Annotated in this window: 18 protein-coding genes; 9 read left to right on the plus strand and 9 right to left on the minus strand. The window is 54.1% G+C overall.

Annotated elements, in window-relative coordinates:
* Positions 1 to 2 precede the first annotated feature (2 nt).
* From F3J30_RS09945 to nfsA, 3 genes are all read right to left on the minus strand, one after another.
* Complete coding sequence (locus tag F3J30_RS09945) at positions 3 to 479, minus strand: YbjN domain-containing protein (protein ID WP_166717118.1); 477 nt, start codon at positions 477 to 479, stop codon at positions 3 to 5.
* Positions 480 to 542: 63 nt separating this feature from the next.
* Positions 543 to 1,445, minus strand: a complete 903-nt coding sequence (gene rimK / locus F3J30_RS09950; RefSeq protein ID WP_166717119.1) for a 30S ribosomal protein S6--L-glutamate ligase — start codon at positions 1,443 to 1,445, stop codon at positions 543 to 545.
* A 121-nt stretch (positions 1,446 to 1,566) separates the two neighbouring features.
* Positions 1,567 to 2,289 carry a nitroreductase NfsA gene (gene nfsA / locus F3J30_RS09955; RefSeq protein ID WP_166717120.1) on the minus strand — a complete coding sequence of 241 codons (723 nt, stop codon included), beginning with the start codon at positions 2,287 to 2,289 and terminating at the stop codon, positions 1,567 to 1,569.
* 187 nt (positions 2,290 to 2,476) lie between these two features.
* Between nfsA and F3J30_RS09960 the strand changes: the two genes are divergently transcribed.
* Positions 2,477 to 2,746, plus strand: coding sequence for a GrxA family glutaredoxin (locus F3J30_RS09960; protein WP_014069504.1), 270 nt, complete (start codon positions 2,477 to 2,479; stop codon positions 2,744 to 2,746).
* Positions 2,747 to 2,776: 30 nt separating this feature from the next.
* On the opposite strand, the gene F3J30_RS09965 is transcribed toward F3J30_RS09960, so the two are convergent.
* On the minus strand, positions 2,777 to 3,151 hold the full coding sequence (locus F3J30_RS09965) for an inner membrane protein YbjM (RefSeq protein WP_166717121.1): 375 nt from the start codon (positions 3,149 to 3,151) through the stop codon (positions 2,777 to 2,779).
* Positions 3,152 to 3,425: 274 nt separating this feature from the next.
* Here F3J30_RS09965 and F3J30_RS09970 point away from each other — a divergent pair, with 274 nt between their 5' ends.
* Positions 3,426 to 5,111 (plus strand): aspartate:alanine antiporter, encoded by a 1,686-nt coding sequence (locus F3J30_RS09970; RefSeq protein ID WP_014069502.1) that lies wholly within the window; start codon positions 3,426 to 3,428, stop codon positions 5,109 to 5,111.
* 238 nt (positions 5,112 to 5,349) lie between these two features.
* Complete coding sequence (locus F3J30_RS09975; RefSeq protein ID WP_166717122.1) at positions 5,350 to 6,126, plus strand: SDR family oxidoreductase; 777 nt, start codon at positions 5,350 to 5,352, stop codon at positions 6,124 to 6,126.
* Here the strand turns inward: F3J30_RS09975 and F3J30_RS09980 are convergent.
* A complete protein-coding gene (locus F3J30_RS09980) occupies positions 6,123 to 6,674 on the minus strand; it encodes a TetR family transcriptional regulator (RefSeq protein ID WP_166717123.1) in 552 nt (183 codons plus the stop codon). The two genes, F3J30_RS09975 and F3J30_RS09980, sit on opposite strands and share 4 nt — an antisense overlap.
* Positions 6,675 to 6,756: 82 nt before the next feature.
* On the opposite strand from F3J30_RS09980, the gene F3J30_RS09985 reads away from it, so the two are divergent.
* Together F3J30_RS09985 and F3J30_RS09990 are read left to right on the plus strand one after the other, a co-directional pair.
* The gene (locus tag F3J30_RS09985) at positions 6,757 to 7,971 is read left to right on the plus strand and encodes an MFS transporter (protein WP_014069499.1); all 1,215 of its coding nucleotides are present in this window, start codon (positions 6,757 to 6,759) and stop codon (positions 7,969 to 7,971) included.
* On the plus strand, positions 7,961 to 8,773 hold the full coding sequence (locus tag F3J30_RS09990) for a Cof-type HAD-IIB family hydrolase (protein ID WP_166717124.1): 813 nt from the start codon (positions 7,961 to 7,963) through the stop codon (positions 8,771 to 8,773). Before F3J30_RS09985 ends, F3J30_RS09990 begins: the two co-directional genes overlap by 11 nt.
* Positions 8,774 to 8,813: 40 nt before the next feature.
* Here F3J30_RS09990 and F3J30_RS09995 read toward each other — a convergent pair whose 3' ends face one another.
* Positions 8,814 to 10,046 (minus strand): MFS transporter, encoded by a 1,233-nt coding sequence (locus F3J30_RS09995; protein ID WP_014069497.1) that lies wholly within the window; start codon positions 10,044 to 10,046, stop codon positions 8,814 to 8,816.
* A 233-nt stretch (positions 10,047 to 10,279) separates the two neighbouring features.
* Between F3J30_RS09995 and F3J30_RS10000 the strand changes: the two genes are divergently transcribed.
* The 3 genes from F3J30_RS10000 to deoR all read left to right on the plus strand — a co-directional run bounded on the left by F3J30_RS10000 (position 10,280) and on the right by deoR (position 12,450).
* A complete protein-coding gene (locus F3J30_RS10000) occupies positions 10,280 to 11,008 on the plus strand; it encodes a phosphatase PAP2 family protein (protein WP_166717125.1) in 729 nt (242 codons plus the stop codon).
* Positions 11,009 to 11,015: 7 nt separating this feature from the next.
* Positions 11,016 to 11,624: an undecaprenyl-diphosphate phosphatase gene (gene ybjG, locus F3J30_RS10005; protein ID WP_166717126.1), complete on the plus strand. Its 609-nt coding sequence runs from the start codon at positions 11,016 to 11,018 to the stop codon at positions 11,622 to 11,624.
* A gap of 67 nt (positions 11,625 to 11,691) precedes the next feature.
* The gene (deoR, locus tag F3J30_RS10010) at positions 11,692 to 12,450 is read left to right on the plus strand and encodes a DNA-binding transcriptional repressor DeoR (RefSeq protein WP_014069494.1); all 759 of its coding nucleotides are present in this window, start codon (positions 11,692 to 11,694) and stop codon (positions 12,448 to 12,450) included.
* 69 nt (positions 12,451 to 12,519) lie between these two features.
* Here the strand turns inward: deoR and dacC are convergent, their stop codons facing one another.
* Positions 12,520 to 13,722, minus strand: a complete 1,203-nt coding sequence (dacC, locus tag F3J30_RS10015) for a serine-type D-Ala-D-Ala carboxypeptidase (RefSeq protein WP_166717127.1) — start codon at positions 13,720 to 13,722, stop codon at positions 12,520 to 12,522.
* A 258-nt stretch (positions 13,723 to 13,980) separates the two neighbouring features.
* Here dacC and F3J30_RS10020 point away from each other — a divergent pair, with 258 nt between their 5' ends.
* Positions 13,981 to 14,607: a glutathione S-transferase family protein gene (locus F3J30_RS10020; RefSeq protein WP_014069492.1), complete on the plus strand. Its 627-nt coding sequence runs from the start codon at positions 13,981 to 13,983 to the stop codon at positions 14,605 to 14,607.
* Here the strand turns inward: F3J30_RS10020 and F3J30_RS10025 are convergent, their stop codons facing one another.
* Positions 14,608 to 15,726 (minus strand): PQQ-dependent sugar dehydrogenase, encoded by a 1,119-nt coding sequence (locus F3J30_RS10025; protein WP_166717128.1) that lies wholly within the window; start codon positions 15,724 to 15,726, stop codon positions 14,608 to 14,610.
* A gap of 107 nt (positions 15,727 to 15,833) precedes the next feature.
* Entirely contained in the window at positions 15,834 to 16,217 is a 384-nt protein-coding gene (bssR, locus tag F3J30_RS10030) for a biofilm formation regulator BssR (protein WP_014069490.1), read from the minus strand.
* Positions 16,218 to 16,417: the final 200 nt, after the last annotated feature.

Here is a 16,417-nt window from a genome sequence, read left to right on the forward strand (position 1 = left end):
CACTAGTGAAGAAAATTGGGAGATGCATCATTATTCTCTGACTCCTCTTCACTGTTATAGAGCAGATGATGTGCACTGGCTTCCAGCATGACCATTGAAATCTGCTCTTCGCTCAGGCGCATAAACCAGGAAAATTGCTTGAAGGAGACCCCTGCCCCGGCAAATAAAGACTGGCAAACGACCAGTTTTGGCAGATTATCATCCTGAATATCGAGAAATGCCTTCACCGTCAAAGAACTGGCATTGATCGCCGAAAGATCTGACGCCAGCGCCAGCAGTGCAGAAGGTTTAACTTCAGCAAGGGCCGAGAAAAGGATCACGTCGTTGATCAGATCGATTTTGGCATCGAACACGCCGTCGAAATTTTGCATATGCGGCAGATGCAGCGCCTGGCAAGAATCGCACTCAAAGTACGTGATACCCGCATCATCAAGCCATTGACGTAACGTATCCAGTGTAGGAACGACCTGTAAATCCATAGCTGTGCAGCCTCTTAAAAAATAACTTCGCATAGAGTACGCAAAAAGTGCGCGCTAATCCATTTAACCGCCCGTTTTCAGGCAATACCCAGGGGTCGCGTGGCGTTCGATCCAGGCGATCATTTTCCCGGCGATATCAATGCCGGTGGTTTTTTCAATACCCTCAAGCCCGGGAGAGGCATTCACTTCCATCACCAGCGGGCCGCGGGATGCACGCAGAATATCGACACCCGCCACGTCCAGACCTAACGTCTGCGCGGCTTTAACGGCAATTTCACGCTCACGCTCGCTGATGGTGGCGACCCGCGCCACGCCACCACGGTGCAGGTTAGAACGGAAATCGCCGTTTTTCGCCTGGCGCTCAATGGCCGCAACCACTTCATCACCCACCACCAGACAGCGGATGTCGCAACCTTTGGCTTCTTCAATATATTCCTGCACCAGGATATGCGCATTGAGGCCGCGAAACGCATCAATCACACTTTCTGCCGCCTGCCGCGTTTCGGCCAGTACCACGCCAATACCCTGCGTACCTTCCACCAGTTTGATCACCAGCGGCGCGCCGCCCACCATGTCGATCAGGTCGCTGGTATCGTCCGGCGAGTGGGCTATCCCGGTAACGGGCAGATCGATGCCCTGACGGGCCAACAGTTGCAGAGAACGCAGTTTATCGCGGGCGCGGGAAATCGCGACGGATTCGTTAAGCGGATAGCTGCCGAGCATTTCGAACTGGCGAAGCGCGGCGGTGCCGTAATAGGTAATCTGAGATCCAATGCGCGGGATCACCGCATCGAAAAGCGGGAGCTGACGGCCTTTATAGTGAATGGACGACGCCGCCGGATCGATGTTCATATAACAGGACAGTGGATCGAGGATTTCAACCTGATGGCCGCGCATTGACGCTGCTTCTCGCAGACGTTTACATGAATAGAGCGTTCCATCCCGGGACAAAATGGCAATTTTCACCCTGCACCTCTCTAAAGACATGGGAAAAGCCTGCGTATCATATACACAAAATCCTTCAAGTTGAATCAAGGCAGCCTGAAGGATGATGTGTATTGCAGCAGAGAGGCGCAGGATGAATGAACTAGCGCGTCGCCCAACCCTGTTTATGCAAATAATCGAGAATAAACGGGCGGTTTTCTTTGATGATCGTACGGCGAATGTGGTCGCTCCAGGTATCACGACGCGTATTGCTGCCGCGCGTCATGTAGTAGTGCGCCAGCTCTTCATCGTATTGCGCCAGCACGTCCTGATCGACAGGCTGATAGCGGTTTTCATGCATGATCATCGCCGCAGGCAAACGCGGCTTCACATCCGGGTTATCAGCCGGCCAGCCAAGACACAGGCCAAACAGCGGTAACACATGTTTTGGCAGATGCAGTAGTTCAGTAACGGCCTGAATGTTGTTGCGCAGACCACCGATGTACACACCGCCAAGCCCTAAAGACTCTGCCGCCGTCAGCGCGTTTTGCGCCATCAGTGCGGTATCCACCACGCCCAGCAATAATTGTTCAGCAAGGCCCAGTTCGGCCTCCGGGCAGATTTGCAGGTGGCGGTTAAAGTCAGCGCAGAAAACCCAGAATTCCGCCGCCTGGGCAACGTGCTTCTGCCCGCCTGTCAGGGTAACCAGTTGCTCACGCAGTTCCACGTCGGTGATGCGAATAATACTGGAGCACTGCAAAAAACTGGAGCTGGAGGTGCCTCTTGCACTGTCGAGGATCGCCTCGCGCTGAGCCTGAGTAATGGGTTCATCAGTGAAATGGCGAATTGAGCGGTGGGAACGCAGCAGGTCAATCGTTGGCGTCATGGTGTCTCTCTTTGGTCGGTCTGTACGCGGTATGGCAGCCAGTATAGGCAAAGACGCCGGGCATGTAATTGGCCAAACATAGCCTGAAGATATTAAAGCGACAGGTGAAACCTTCTTTTCATTCCGGCGGGTTATCGTGCAGTATAAGCGTCATTCGCCGTCAGGCTTGTTTTTTGAGGAGAGAGAAATGTTTGCAGTAATTTTTGGTCGTCCAGGATGCCCTTACTGTGTGCGCGCTAAAGAACTGGCAGAAAAACTGACCGAAGAGCGTGATGACTTCAACTTCCGTTATGTGGATATCCATGCGGAAGGGATCAGCAAAGCCGATCTGGAAAAAACCGTGGGTAAACCGGTTGAAACCGTACCGCAGATTTTCCTCGATCAGAAACACATTGGCGGCTGCACTGATTTCGAAGCCTACGCCAAAGAAAACCTGGGCCTGTTCGCCGCTCAGTAATGGTAAGACGCCCTCAACGCGAGGGCGTTTTTATTTGTGGTGACGCCGATGGCGCATCAGGCTACGAACGAACAAGAAACACAGCGCGCCCAACGCACACCAGAAAACCCCGCTCAGTAACCAGGCCAGCTCCTGCCAAAAGCTTCTTGTCGTGACAAACAGCAGACGCATCAGCAACAGGCACAACGGCGCTGCCAGCATTGCCCCTAACAACGGCCTGACCACCTCTCCACGGCGAGAGAGAAAACTGGCCGCCGCCCCCGGAAGGGTGAAGAAGAGCAAACCCAGTTCCGGATGGCCTGAGGCCCTGAATGCCCCTTTCACATTAAAGGCCAAAGACAGGCAAACCACCGTAAACAGCAAAAAACAGCTGATCACGCCCGCCCAGTTTCGTTTAATGTTCAAACTATCCTCCTGACTTCTTCTCTATCAAATACACTTTCGTCCAGTGGACGCCCAGTCAGATAAAGCAATGTGGCAATCCTTGCCGAAGCCCGCACAGGGTAATGCGATAATAGGTAGCCGCCGATCGCTAATACGATTAAACTAACCCGCGGCGATTGTTTTACGGAATTAATCAAGGGTGTATGGGATTTAGGATTTTTCCCTGACGCCCAAAACAGTAGCCCAAATAGCCTCTTCATTCAACAACTTACTGGTAAACAAGAAGTTAGCCTCCGTGAATATAAACGTCGCAGACTTGTTAAACGGGAATTACATCCTGTTATTATTTGTGGTACTGGCACTGGGCCTTTGCCTGGGTAAATTACGCCTGGGTTCAGTTCAACTTGGTAATTCGATTGGCGTTTTAGTCGTTTCTTTATTATTAGGTCAGCAACATTTCAGCATTAACACGGACGCGCTCAACTTAGGTTTTATGCTGTTTATTTTTTGTGTTGGCGTGGAAGCAGGCCCGAACTTTTTTTCAATTTTCTTCCGCGACGGTAAGAATTACCTGATGCTGGCTTTGGTGATGGTCGGCAGTGCGCTATTGATTGCGTTAGGCCTGGGTAAACTGTTTGGCTGGGATATCGGTTTAACGGCCGGGATGCTGGCAGGCTCCATGACCTCAACGCCTGTGCTGGTCGGTGCGGGCGATACCCTTCGCCACTCCGGAATGGCAGGCGATTCCCTTTCAACCGCACTCGATCACCTGAGCCTGGGCTATGCCCTGACCTATCTGATTGGTCTGGTGAGCCTGATTGTTGGCGCGCGTTACCTGCCAAAACTCCAGCACCAGGATTTGCAGACCAGCGCGCAGCAAATCGCCCGCGAGCGCGGTCTGGACACCGACAGCAAACGTAAAGTCTATCTCCCGGTTATTCGCGCTTATCGCGTGGGGCCAGAGCTGGTTGCCTGGGCCGACGGTAAAAACCTGCGCGAGCTGGGTATTTACCGCCAGACAGGTTGTTACATCGAACGTATCCGCCGTAACGGTATTCTGGCAAACCCGGACGGAGACGCCGTATTGCAGATGGGCGATGATATCGCACTGGTAGGCTACCCTGATGCCCACGCCCGCCTCGACCCCAGTTTCCGTAACGGCAAAGAGGTGTTCGACCGCGATCTGCTCGACATGCGTATCGTCACCGAAGAGATTGTGGTGAAAAACCATAACGCCGTCGGCCGCCGCCTGGCACAGCTGAAGCTGACCGATCACGGTTGTTTCTTAAACCGCGTGATCCGCAGCCAGATTGAGATGCCAATCGACGACAACGTGGTACTGAACAAAGGTGATGTACTGCAAGTGAGCGGCGACGCGCGCCGCGTGAAAACCGTTGCTGACCGTATCGGCTTTATCTCCATTCACAGCCAGGTAACCGATCTGCTGGCATTTTGCGCCTTCTTCATTGTCGGCCTGATGATCGGGATGATCACCTTCCAGTTCAGCAACTTTAGTTTTGGCATCGGTAACGCCGCCGGTTTGCTGTTCGCCGGGATTATGCTGGGCTTCCTGCGAGCCAACCACCCGACCTTCGGTTATATCCCGCAGGGTGCGCTGAACATGGTGAAAGAGTTTGGTCTGATGGTGTTTATGGCTGGCGTAGGCTTAAGCGCCGGTAGCGGCATTGGGCACAGTCTGGGTGCCGTCGGTTGGCAAATGTTGGTTTCCGGACTTATCGTCAGCCTGGTGCCGGTGGTGATTTGTTTCCTGTTTGGTGCCTATGTGCTGCGCATGAACCGCGCCCTGCTGTTCGGCGCCATGATGGGTGCGCGTACCTGCGCCCCGGCGATGGAAATTATCAGCGACACCGCGCGCAGCAACATCCCGGCACTGGGTTACGCGGGCACCTACGCTATCGCCAACGTCCTGCTGACACTCGCCGGTACGCTCATCATCATCATCTGGCCAGGACTGGGATAAAAAGAAAATTTGCGCATAGTCGAAAATATTTTAGATATGCGCAGAACTTTTCTTTCTGGGGGTAGTCATAATTAGTGCCACTGCTTTTCTTTGATGTCCCCAATTTGTGGAGCCCATCAACCCCGCCGTTTTGGTTCAAGGTTGATGGGTTTTTTGTTGCCTGAATTTCCCCTTCCCTCGTCAATTCCCCGCCCATCGCACATACTTTTGGTTCACCCGAACAGACAAAGGTGGACACATGCAACTCAAACACCAGACTGCACTCGTCTTCGGCGGCAGCGGTGCTATCGGCAGTGCGGTGGCGCACGCTCTGGCACGCGACGGAGCGCACGTATACCTCGGCGCGCGTGACCAGACCAGACTGGACGCTACAGCAGAAAGCATCCGCGCCACAGGCGGCACGGCCAGCACGTTTATCTTCGATGCTCTCCACGTCACAGACCCGCTTCCGGCCCTTACCAGCATCGACGTGGTGGTTAACGCCACGGGTTTTATGCACGACCAGGGTAAACGTATCGACGAATTAACCCTGCCTGAATTCAGGCAAGGATTCGATCCTTTCCTCACCGCGTATTTCAACATTGCAAAAGCTGTTTCACCAAAGATGGGCGCTGAGCGCGCAGGCTGCATTATCACTATCGTCGCACCAGCGTCGAATATGGCGATGCCGGGCCATCTCGGGCATATCGTGGGGTGTGCGGGAATAGAGGCTTTTACACGGGCACTCGCCGGTGAGCTGGGGCCGAAAAATATCCGGGTGTTGTGCGTACGCTCCCACGCGATTGCCGATGCGGTTCAGGCGGGGTCGTATGTGGGGGAATTGTTTGCCGCTAAGGCAAAAGGCATGGGTATTTCAGTGGATGCGTTTTTAGGCGGTGCGGCGCAAAGTACCATGCTAAAGCGCCTGCCAACGCTTGCCCAGGTGGCAAATACCATCGCGTTTCTGGCGTCGGATGAGGCCAATGCGATGACGGGCACAGTGGTGAATATGACGGCCGGAGCAACCACTTACTAGCTTCCGTCCTTACCCGCTATCCTTCCCACCATCGTGCGAATTTCCTCCCGGGATAGTGGCTGTCGGTCTGTCACAAAGTGCAGCGTCATACCTTCAATAAACGCATCCAGCGCGCGGGCAGTAACCGGATCAAACCACTGCTCAAGCGTGTTCTGGCTCATTTTCATCCAGTCCTGCATCACCGTTTTGAGCGCCGGGCTACGGTTCATAAAGGCATACAGTTGATACATCAGCTCCATATTGTGCGGCGTGGTGACTTCAGAACTGTGGATCAGGGTGGTGATAGACTCACAGGCCATTTCCGGGTCGCTAACACCCGCAAAGTAATCGCGATACTGCTGCGACATCTGCCGTGTGAACCACGTGAACGCCTCTTCAAGTAGCGATTCCTTACCGTCGAAATAGTAGGTCATCGATCCCAGCGGTACGCCTGCGCAACTGGCAATTTTACGGTGTGTAACCGCATGGATCCCATGTTCAGCAATGGTATCCAGCGTGGCCTGAAGTATCTTTTCCCGACGGTTGGGATCGTTCGGTGGTCTGCTCATAAAATCCTCATCTCGTTTATGTACAAATGTACACAAACTTGGTAGTGTTGTCGCTATTGTTGTACTTCTGGTGCTTACCTCAATGACGCTAACCTCACCCCGTAAAGCCCTGCGACTACGCATGTGGGCACTCTTTATGTTCTTCTTTATTCCCGGACTGCTTATGGCGTCCTGGGCGACCCGTACACCCGCTATCCGCGACATTTTGTCGGTATCCACCGCGGAAATGGGCATTGTGCTGTTTGGCCTGTCGGTCGGCTCAATGAGCGGTATTCTCTGCTCCGCATGGCTGGTGAAGCGTTTTGGTACGCGCACAGTCATTCGTACCACCATGTGCTGTGCGGTATTCGGGATGTTGGTACTGAGCCTGGCGTTGTGGTTCGCCTCCCCTGTAGTGTTCGCTCTGGGTTTGACGGTGTTTGGCGGCAGTTTTGGTGCAGCCGAAGTGGCGATAAACGTTGAAGGGGCAGCCGTCGAGCGCGAGATGAACAAAACCGTGCTGCCCATGATGCATGGCTTTTACAGCCTCGGCACGCTGGCAGGCGCTGGCGTCGGGATGGCACTCACGGCGTTTGGGATCGCCGCCAGTCTGCATATCGTACTGGCAGCGCTGGTCTGTATTGTTCCCATTCTCACCGGGATCAGGGCTATCCCGAATGGTACGGGCAAAAACTCCGCCGACGAACAAAAATCTGCTGAGAAAGGGTTGCCGTTTTACCGCGACATGCAACTGATGCTGATTGGCGTGGTGGTGCTGGCTATGGCCTTTGCCGAAGGCTCCGCAAATGACTGGCTACCGCTGTTAATGGTGGATGGTCACGGCTTTAGCCCAACCTCCGGCTCGCTGATTTACGCCGGATTTACGCTGGGGATGACCGTTGGTCGCTTTACCGGTGGCTGGTTCATCGACCGCTATAGCCGCGTGACGGTGGTTCGTGCCAGTGCCCTGCTGGGCGGACTGGGGATTGCGATGATCATCTTTGTGGATGTCGACTGGATTGCCGGTGTCTCGGTGATTTTGTGGGGGCTTGGAGCATCGCTGGGCTTCCCGCTGACCATTTCCGCCGCCAGCGACACCGGCCCGGATGCCCCAACGCGCGTCAGCGTGGTTGCCACGACGGGTTACCTCGCCTTCCTGGTGGGGCCGCCACTGCTTGGCTTCCTGGGTGAGCACTACGGGTTGCGCAGCGCCATGCTGGTGGTGTTAGGGTTGGTCATGATTGCGGCGCTGGTGGCGCGCGCGGTGGCAAAACCAGAAGCAGAACACTCGACACTGGAGAAGGGATATGAGCGTTAAACTGATTGCAGTCGACATGGATGGCACCTTCCTGAGCGATGCGAAAACTTACAATCGCGAGCGTTTCCTGTCGCAATATGCGCGCATGAAAGAACAAGGCATTCGCTTTGTTGTCGCCAGCGGAAACCAGTATTACCAGCTGATTTCATTCTTCCCGGAAATCGCGCGCGAAATAGCCTTTGTGGCCGAAAACGGCGGCTGGGTGGTGAATGCCGGTGAAGACGTGTTTAACGGCGAACTGTCGAAAGAGGACTTTACAACCGTGGCTGCCGTGTTGAGCGATGTCCCGGAAGTGGAGATCATCGCCTGTGGCAAAAGCAGCGCCTATACGCTGAAATCCTACAATGACAGCTTTAAGGCAATTGCCGCCCAGTACTACCACCGGCTTGAAATGGTGGATAACTTCGACAATCTGAACGATATTTTCTTCAAGTTTGGGCTTAACGTTTCAGATGATGAAATCCCGCGCGTCCAACCGATGCTGCATGAAAAACTGGGCGATATCATGGTGCCCGTCACCACGGGCCACGGCAGTATCGACCTGATTATCCCCGGCGTGCATAAAGCCAACGGCCTGCGGATTTTACAGCAGCACTGGGGCATCGAAAACGGTGAGGTGGTCGCCTTTGGTGACAGCGGAAACGACGTGGAGATGCTGAGTCAGTCGGGCTTTAGCTTTGCGATGGCCAATGCCAGACCCCACATTAAAGAGGTCGCCCGGTTTGAAGCGCCGCACAATAACGATGAAGGCGTACTGGATGTGATTGAGAAGGTACTGAACCGGGAAGCGCCGTTTAATTGAGTTTACGTTCCCTCTCCCGCCGGGAGAGGGAACTAACAGATTACGGCTGCAACGCATTCCCGACACGTTTATCCTTCAGGAACACCACCATCAGGCCAACCCACAACACGCCATTGGCCAGGTTAAACAGGCTGAACAACCCATTGCCACCCAACGCGTAAGCGTGTTTGCTCACCTCGATACCGACGGTAAAAATCAGCATCTGTAACATGCCCATCGCGGCAGACACTGTACCTTTACTCATGTCGCTGGCGAACAGCGTCAGGCGCACCAGCCCGGCGTTTGCCAGACCGATGCCAAAGGCATACAGACTCAGCCCCGCGGTCATCCACAGGTAAGCGTGTGATGACGCCACGGTAGCCACCGCCGCCACAATCAGCCCGGCAGCAATCGGCCAGCCACCCATGATTATCAACGAACGCACGGTACGACGCGAAGTCAGACGCGCCAGCACCAGGTTACCAATAATCAGAGCACCAAAAATCGGCACCTGGAGCAGGCCGTACTCATAGCTGCTGAGCTGCTCGCCGCTGATGATAATGACCGGTGACTGCGCAATCCACGCCAGCAATGGCAGGCTGACAAAGCCCGTTGCCAGCGCGCCCGCCACAAAACGGATGTTTTTCAGCACTTCTTTGTAATCGCGCCCCAGATCTTTAAGGGACAGCTTTTCACCCAACCGGGTGGCGGTTTCCGGCATCGCCCGATGCAGGCCAAAGAAGGAGATAGCCGCAAGCGCTGCAAAGAGAATAAACATCCCCTCCCACGGCGCTACATGCACCCATGCAGCCCCCACCAGCGGCCCAAGCAAGGGGGCAATCAGCGCAACGTTCGCCATCAGCGCGGTAATTTTGATACACACCGCTTCTTCAAAGGATTCCTGAATCGCCGCATAGCCCACCGCGCCGATAAAGCACAGGCTCACCCCTTGCAGGAAACGCAGCAGCGTAAATTGCTCAATGTTTTGCGCCAGCAGCGTGGCAAGACAGGTCACGATAAACCACACCACGCCCGTCAGCATCACCGGACGACGGCCAATACGATCTGACAGTGGGCCTAACAGCCACTGTAAAAACATGCCGCCAGCCAGATAGGCGGTCATAGAGGTCGGTACCCACTCAATACCTGCGTTGTACTGTTCGACAACAGCCAACATGCCCGGCTGGATCATATCGTTGCCGATGTAGGTTGAGAATTCGTAGAGCACCAGACACAGAGGAAAAAGTAACGCCTGACGTCCCAGACGATTACCGGAAGAAGAACGGTTTAACATGCAGTCTCTTTATGATGAAAAAATCGCGGTGAGTGTAATGAAATGCTGCTTCCTGAGATAGTCATTTATCGAGGAGAAACAGAAATAAAGCACCTGGATCCTGAATAATTCAGATTGCATAAAGGCAGCGAGGCACAGGCAACCTGGAGTAGCGCGAGTATATCGTCGTTGTTTAAGGTTTCCTTAAGTTGACACTAATATGATAACCACATTTCACGTCACTGACCTTAATTATGGCACAAACCTCCAGCCGTTCAGAATTATCTAAGTTACCGACAAATAAGACAAAACGACTTTACCGTTTGCCGGGCCGCTTTTATTGTTATCAGCTTTTCGTGCTGATAGTCCTTGCCGTTTTGTTTACCTGGCTATCTCGCGATGAAACGCTCGACAGATGGATAACAGGCTTTTGGTATGACGCCGCAGCTCAACGCTTCCCATTGCAGCAAAACCCGCTGCTGGATTTATTAAATCACCGGCTGGCGAAGTACATCGCCATTGCTTTAGGCGCGGTGGCATTGTTTTACGGTGCATACAAGCGTAACGCAAGGTTGGTGACCGCCGCGCTGTTGATGGGGCTGGGTGCGCTGGTTGTTGGCGTGCTGAAAAGCGTAAGCCATCACAGTTGCCCGTGGGATCTGGTGGAATATGGCGGGAAGGCTGTCTCTTATCCCCTGTTCAGCGCTGCCCCGGCAGACAGTGGCCCCGGTCGCTGCTTCCCGGGTGGACATGCCTCCAGCGGCTTTATGGTGATGGGCCTGTTTTTTGCCTTCTGGCGCGAGCGCCCTCGTCTGGCATGGAGCTTCGTTGTGCTGGGCGTTGTGTTAGGCCTGGCAATGGGTTACGGCCAGGTCATGCGCGGGGCGCATTTCTTCTCTCACAACCTGTGGGCTGGGTGGTGGGTCTGGTTTTCTCAGGTGGTGGTCTACGGGCTTGTTTCCACCCGGTTTGCTAAAGAGTAACGACACTATGTTAGAACATCTGAATTATGGGCTGTTTTATCTGATCAACGCCACACCGGCTTCCCCGGAGTGGTCTATCGATATCGCCACTTTTTTTGCAAAGGATCTGATTAGCATTGTTCCTCTGCTTGCTGCGATCCTTTGGCTGTGGGGGCCGCGCAGCCAGGTCAACTCCCAGCGCCAGCTGGTGATTAAAGTTGCCATGGCACTTGCGGTGAGCGTGCTGGCAAGCTTTGTGCTGGGGCATATTTTTCCTCACGATCGTCCTTTTGTTGATCATGTGGGTTATACCTTCCTGCACCATGCGCCGGATGACTCCTTCCCGAGCGATCACGGGACGGTGATCTTTACCTTTGCGCTGGCGTTCCTGTTCTGGCACCGCGTCTGGTCTGGCGCACTGCTGATGGTTGTTGCCGTGGCTATCGCCTGGTCGCGCATCTATCTTGGCGTGCACTGGCCGCTGGATATGGTGGGTGGTTTCCTCGTCGGATTGATTGGCTGCGTGAGCGCGGCGATCCTGTGGAGTCTGTTTGGTCAGGCACTTTACAACGGGCTGTCGCTTCTTTATCGCACGCTCTTTGCCATCCCAATCCGCAAGGGCTGGGTGCGTGACTAACCCCAGTCCAACAGGTTACACTTGAGCCCCCGCCATGCGGGGGCTCACTTTTTTACCCCGAGGAACTATGGAAACACGTCGCGATGACCGTATTGCTCAGCTGCTTCAGGCGCTGAAGCGCAGTGATAAGCTGCATCTCAAAGAAGCCGCAAACCTGCTTGGCGTTTCTGAGATGACCATTCGTCGTGACCTGAACAGCGACAGCGCGCCCGTCGTGCTGCTGGGTGGGTATATTGTTCTTGAGCCCCGCAGCGCCAGCCATTATCTGATAAGCGACCAGAAAACGCGTCTGGTTGAAGAAAAACGCAAAGCCGCGCGGCAGGCCGCCTCTCTGGTACAGCCGCATCAGACATTATTCTTTGATTGCGGGACGACAACCCCGTGGATAATCGAAGCCATCGACAGCAGCCTGCCTTTTACTGCCGTTTGCTATTCGCTGAACACCTTCCTTGCCTTGCAGGAAAAACCCGAGTGCCGGGTGATTCTCTGCGGCGGTGAGTTCCATGCCAGCAACGCTATCTTCAAGCCGCTTAATCTCCAGGACACGCTCAGCAACCTGTGCCCGGATATCGCCTTTTATTCCGCGGCCGGGGTCAATGTGCAGCAGGGGGCAACCTGTTTTAACCTGGAAGAGTTACCGGTGAAGCACTGGGCGTTAAACGCGGCGCAGTATCATGTCCTGGTGGTTGATCACAGTAAGTTTGGCAAGGTTCGTTCCGCACGAATGGGCGAGCTGGCACGCTTTGACGCGATAGCGAGCGATTGTCGCCCGGATGATGAGCTGGTCGCCCACGCGAAAGCACAGCAGATTAAGTTGATGTATTAGCCCTCTCCCACAGCGAAAGGGCTAACAGTGTAGGCCGGGTAAGGCGACGCCGCCACCCGGCAAAAAAAATCAGAACCAGCTACCAAACCAGCCGTGGAATTTCATCATCACAAAGTCCCACATCCGGCTAAAGAACCCCCCCTCTTCTACCTCTTCCATCACTATCAGCGGACGCTGTTCAATCGATTTGCCATTAAGCTGGAAATCAATCGTCCCGACCACCTGGCCTTTTTTCAACGGTGCAGTGAGCTGGCTGTCAGTCAGGGTATAGCTGGCTTTCAGGTTTTTCAGCTGACCACGTGGAATGGTTACCGAGCCACCTTCGCCTGCGCCCAGATTGACCTCGCTCTTGTCACCAAACCAGACGCGCTGGCTAATGAAGGTAGCATCAGGCTTAATCGGCGTGACGGTTTCGAAGAAACGGAAGCCCCAGGTCAGCAGTTTTTCCGATTCGTTAAAGCGAATACGGTCGGTTTTGGTACCCAGCACCACTGAAATCAGGCGCATATCGCCCTGAGTCGCAGAAGCAACAAGGTTGTAACCCGCGCCAGCCGTTGTCCCGGTCTTCATACCATCAACGTTCACGTTGCTGCTCCACAGCAGGCGGTTACGGTTCGGCTGACGGATCTTATTGAAGGTGAACTCTTTTTCTTTGTGGATGGCGTATTCGTCCGGCACGTCGTGGATAAGCGCTTTCCCTAACAACGCCATGTCACGCGCAGTACTGAACTGGCCCGGCGCATCAAGGCCGTGCACGGTTTTAAAGGTGGTATTGCTCAGTCCGAGCTTCTGGGCATAGCCATTCATAAGGCCGATGAAGGAGTCCTGACTGCCCGCAACATAATCTGCCAGGGCTATACAGGCATCGTTACCTGACTGAATAATCACCCCTTTGTTTAAATCTGAGACTGAAACCTGATCGCCAGGCTTCAGGAACATCACCGAAGAGCCACGCAGCGCCGGGTTACCAGTCGCCCAGGCATCTTTCCCGATGGTGACCATATCTTCCAGTTTGATCTTGCCCGCCTTTAACGCCTGGCCAACCACGTAGCTGGTCATTATTTTGGTCAGACTGGCAGGGTCAAGCTGCTCGTCGGCGTTGCCTTCCGCCAGCACTTTACCGCTGGCGTAATCCATTAAGATCCAGGCACGCGCATCAACCGGCGGGGCTTCAGGAGCCGCCTGTTCAGCTGCGTAGAGTGTCGGTGCAAAAAGAAAAAGAAGCGCAGAGCCTGCCGCCAGGCTGCGCAGAGAAGAAGTTTTTTGCGTCATAAATGCCACCCGAGTGTCCATTCAAAAAATTACGTCACATCACCGTGTCGCAAGAAGCGATGAGTAATAGCGCACTAAATCTGTTAAAGAAACCTAAACCAGGTAAAGTTTTTAAAGTTTATGCAATAACATCCAGATACGCTTTGATCAGCGCGATTTTTTTGTCTTCTGTTGCGTAATTGTTAGGTTTATCTCACCATGTCGAATTGCTGGCTCTGATTCACATCTCAAGGTTGTTTGACCATTTCGGGAGTTAATATGATTACGCTGTGGGGCAGGAACAACTCAACCAACGTTAAGAAAGTCCTCTGGACGCTGGAAGAGCTGGATTTACCGTTTAAGCAGATTATGGCGGGTTTGCAGTATGGGGTGAACAAAGAGGCCGAATACCTGGCCATGAACCCGAACGGCCTGGTGCCACTGCTGCGTGATGATGAAACGGACCTTACGCTCTGGGAATCCAATACCATCGTGCGTTACCTTGCCGCCCAGTACGGTCAGAGCCGCCTGTGGGTGGAAAGCCCGGCAAAACGCGCCCAGGGTGAAAAATGGATGGACTGGGCAAACCAGACGCTCTCTCCAACTCACCGGGTTATCCTGATGGGGCTTATCAGAACCCCGGAAGCAGAACGAGATTACCCGGCCATTCACGCCGCGCAGGACGCCTGTGAAACGCTGTTTGCGTTAATGGACGATGAACTGGCGAAACATAAATGGTTCTCGGGTGACGCGTTCGGCGTGGGCGATATTGCCGTTGCACCCTTTGTCTGGAATCTGACCAACATGGGGCTGAAGTGGACGCCACGTCCTCACCTTGAACGCTGGATCAAACAGCTCAGCGAACGCCCGGCCTACCAACATGCAGTCATGACGCCAGTCACCTGATTATCCCCCGGACGGGCTGACTTTCAGCAGTTGCCCGTCCGATTCGTCCGTCAGAACATACAGCGCCCCGTCTGGCCCCACGCGGACATCGCGAATACGCTGCCCTCTGTCCTCCAGAATGCGACCATCCTCGGTCACGCTATTGCCTTTAACGCTCAGCACAATCACCGCCTTTTCCTTTAACGCACCAATAAACAGCTTGTTCTTCCACTGCGGGTATACATCGCTGTTGTAGAATGCCATCCCACTCACGGCGGGAGAAACTTTCCAGTAAAACAACGGTGGCTCGGTGCCTTTAACCTGTTCGCCTTGTGATTCCGGGATCTTCAGGCCGCTGTAGTTGATACCGTATGTCGCCAGCGGCCAGCCGTAGTTTTTCCCTTTTTCCGGGATATTGATTTCATCTCCGCCGCGCGGGCCATGTTCATTAAGCCACAGCGTGTTGCTCCAGGGGTTCATCGCCATACCTTGCGGATTACGAATGCCGTAAGACCAGATTTCAGGCCGCGCACCGGGGGTATTCACAAATGGGTTATCTGGCGGGACTTTCCCGTCCTGCGTCAGACGCACCACTTTCCCCTGAAGCTTGTCCAGTTCCTGCGCGGTCGGGCGCTGGTTATTTTCCCCTAAGCCGATAAACAGATACCCTTTGCCGTCGAACACCAGCCGTCCACCGAAGTGATTCCCCGTCGAGAGTTTTGGCATCTGACGGAATACCACCTGGAACCCTTCAATCCGCGATACATCATCGCTCAGGCGGCCATACCCCACCGCGGTACCGGCTTTCCCGTCGTGGCCAACCTCGGCATAGCTTAGCCAGACCCGCCGCGATTGCGCGAAATCAGGTGCCAGCACCACATCCAGCAAGCCACCTTGCCCACTCGCCCACACCTTAGGGACGCCAATAATCGGATCGGAAAGCCCTTTCCCCGCCTGCCAGTGTCTGAGCTGCCCACCGCGTAAGGTCACCAGCAGGCCATTGTTGTCGGGTAAAAATGCCAGCGACCAGGGATGATCGAGCTTGTTTTGCAACACTTCGACCTTCACCACATCGGGTGCGGCAAGCAGAGAAACGGGAAATAACAATGCAGGCAGGAAAATCAGCGAGGATCGATGCATAACGCGCTCCTTTATCAGCAGATGGCATAAAGGTTAGCTACTCAACCCGCGCGCGTTATCACTTTTACAAAAGCTTAATCAGATGGGGGAGTTGCCTCCCCCAGGGCTTAGTGCTGTTCGAGCTGGGCGTGCTCGTTCAGGCACATGATGCAAAGAGAGATCGTAGTCAGGCAGTGTTCGAGCTTCTCCGCGTTGACGGCAATAAACGTTGGGCAGTCATGGTGTCCGGTCATCAGACATACCCCTGCGATGGAGAGCACCTCGGCGGCACGACGCAGAGCCAACAGCTCACTTTCAGCGTACTCCGCTTTCAGGATAGGTGCTTTTTCACGCATGAAGTTGCAAAGTTCAAAGAAATTATCACGCAGATGTTCGCTTTCGCTGACTGACATATACCCTTTCGCCTTCCTCAGTTGCAGGTATGCCGCAAGATCGATTCGGGCGTTGATCAGCTTGTTCAGCAGATCGCGTTTCAGTCTGTCAACGGACATGCTATTTCCTCCTCTGTCAGCCTTTGTGCACCTTCAGGATAAGTACATTTTTTGTACAATTTACTGCCTCAGATCAATAAAACATAACTGATTAACATCATTTACAATGTTACAACTTTTGACCGACGCATCCCGCTTGCAAAGAGTGTATAAATCCCCCGCGGAACGCTGTAAAATCCCGCCCTGATAACTCCATAATT

Origin of the sequence: Enterobacter sp. Tr-810 (assembly GCF_011752765.1) — a bacterium.
Lineage (GTDB): Bacteria > Pseudomonadota > Gammaproteobacteria > Enterobacterales > Enterobacteriaceae > Enterobacter > Enterobacter soli.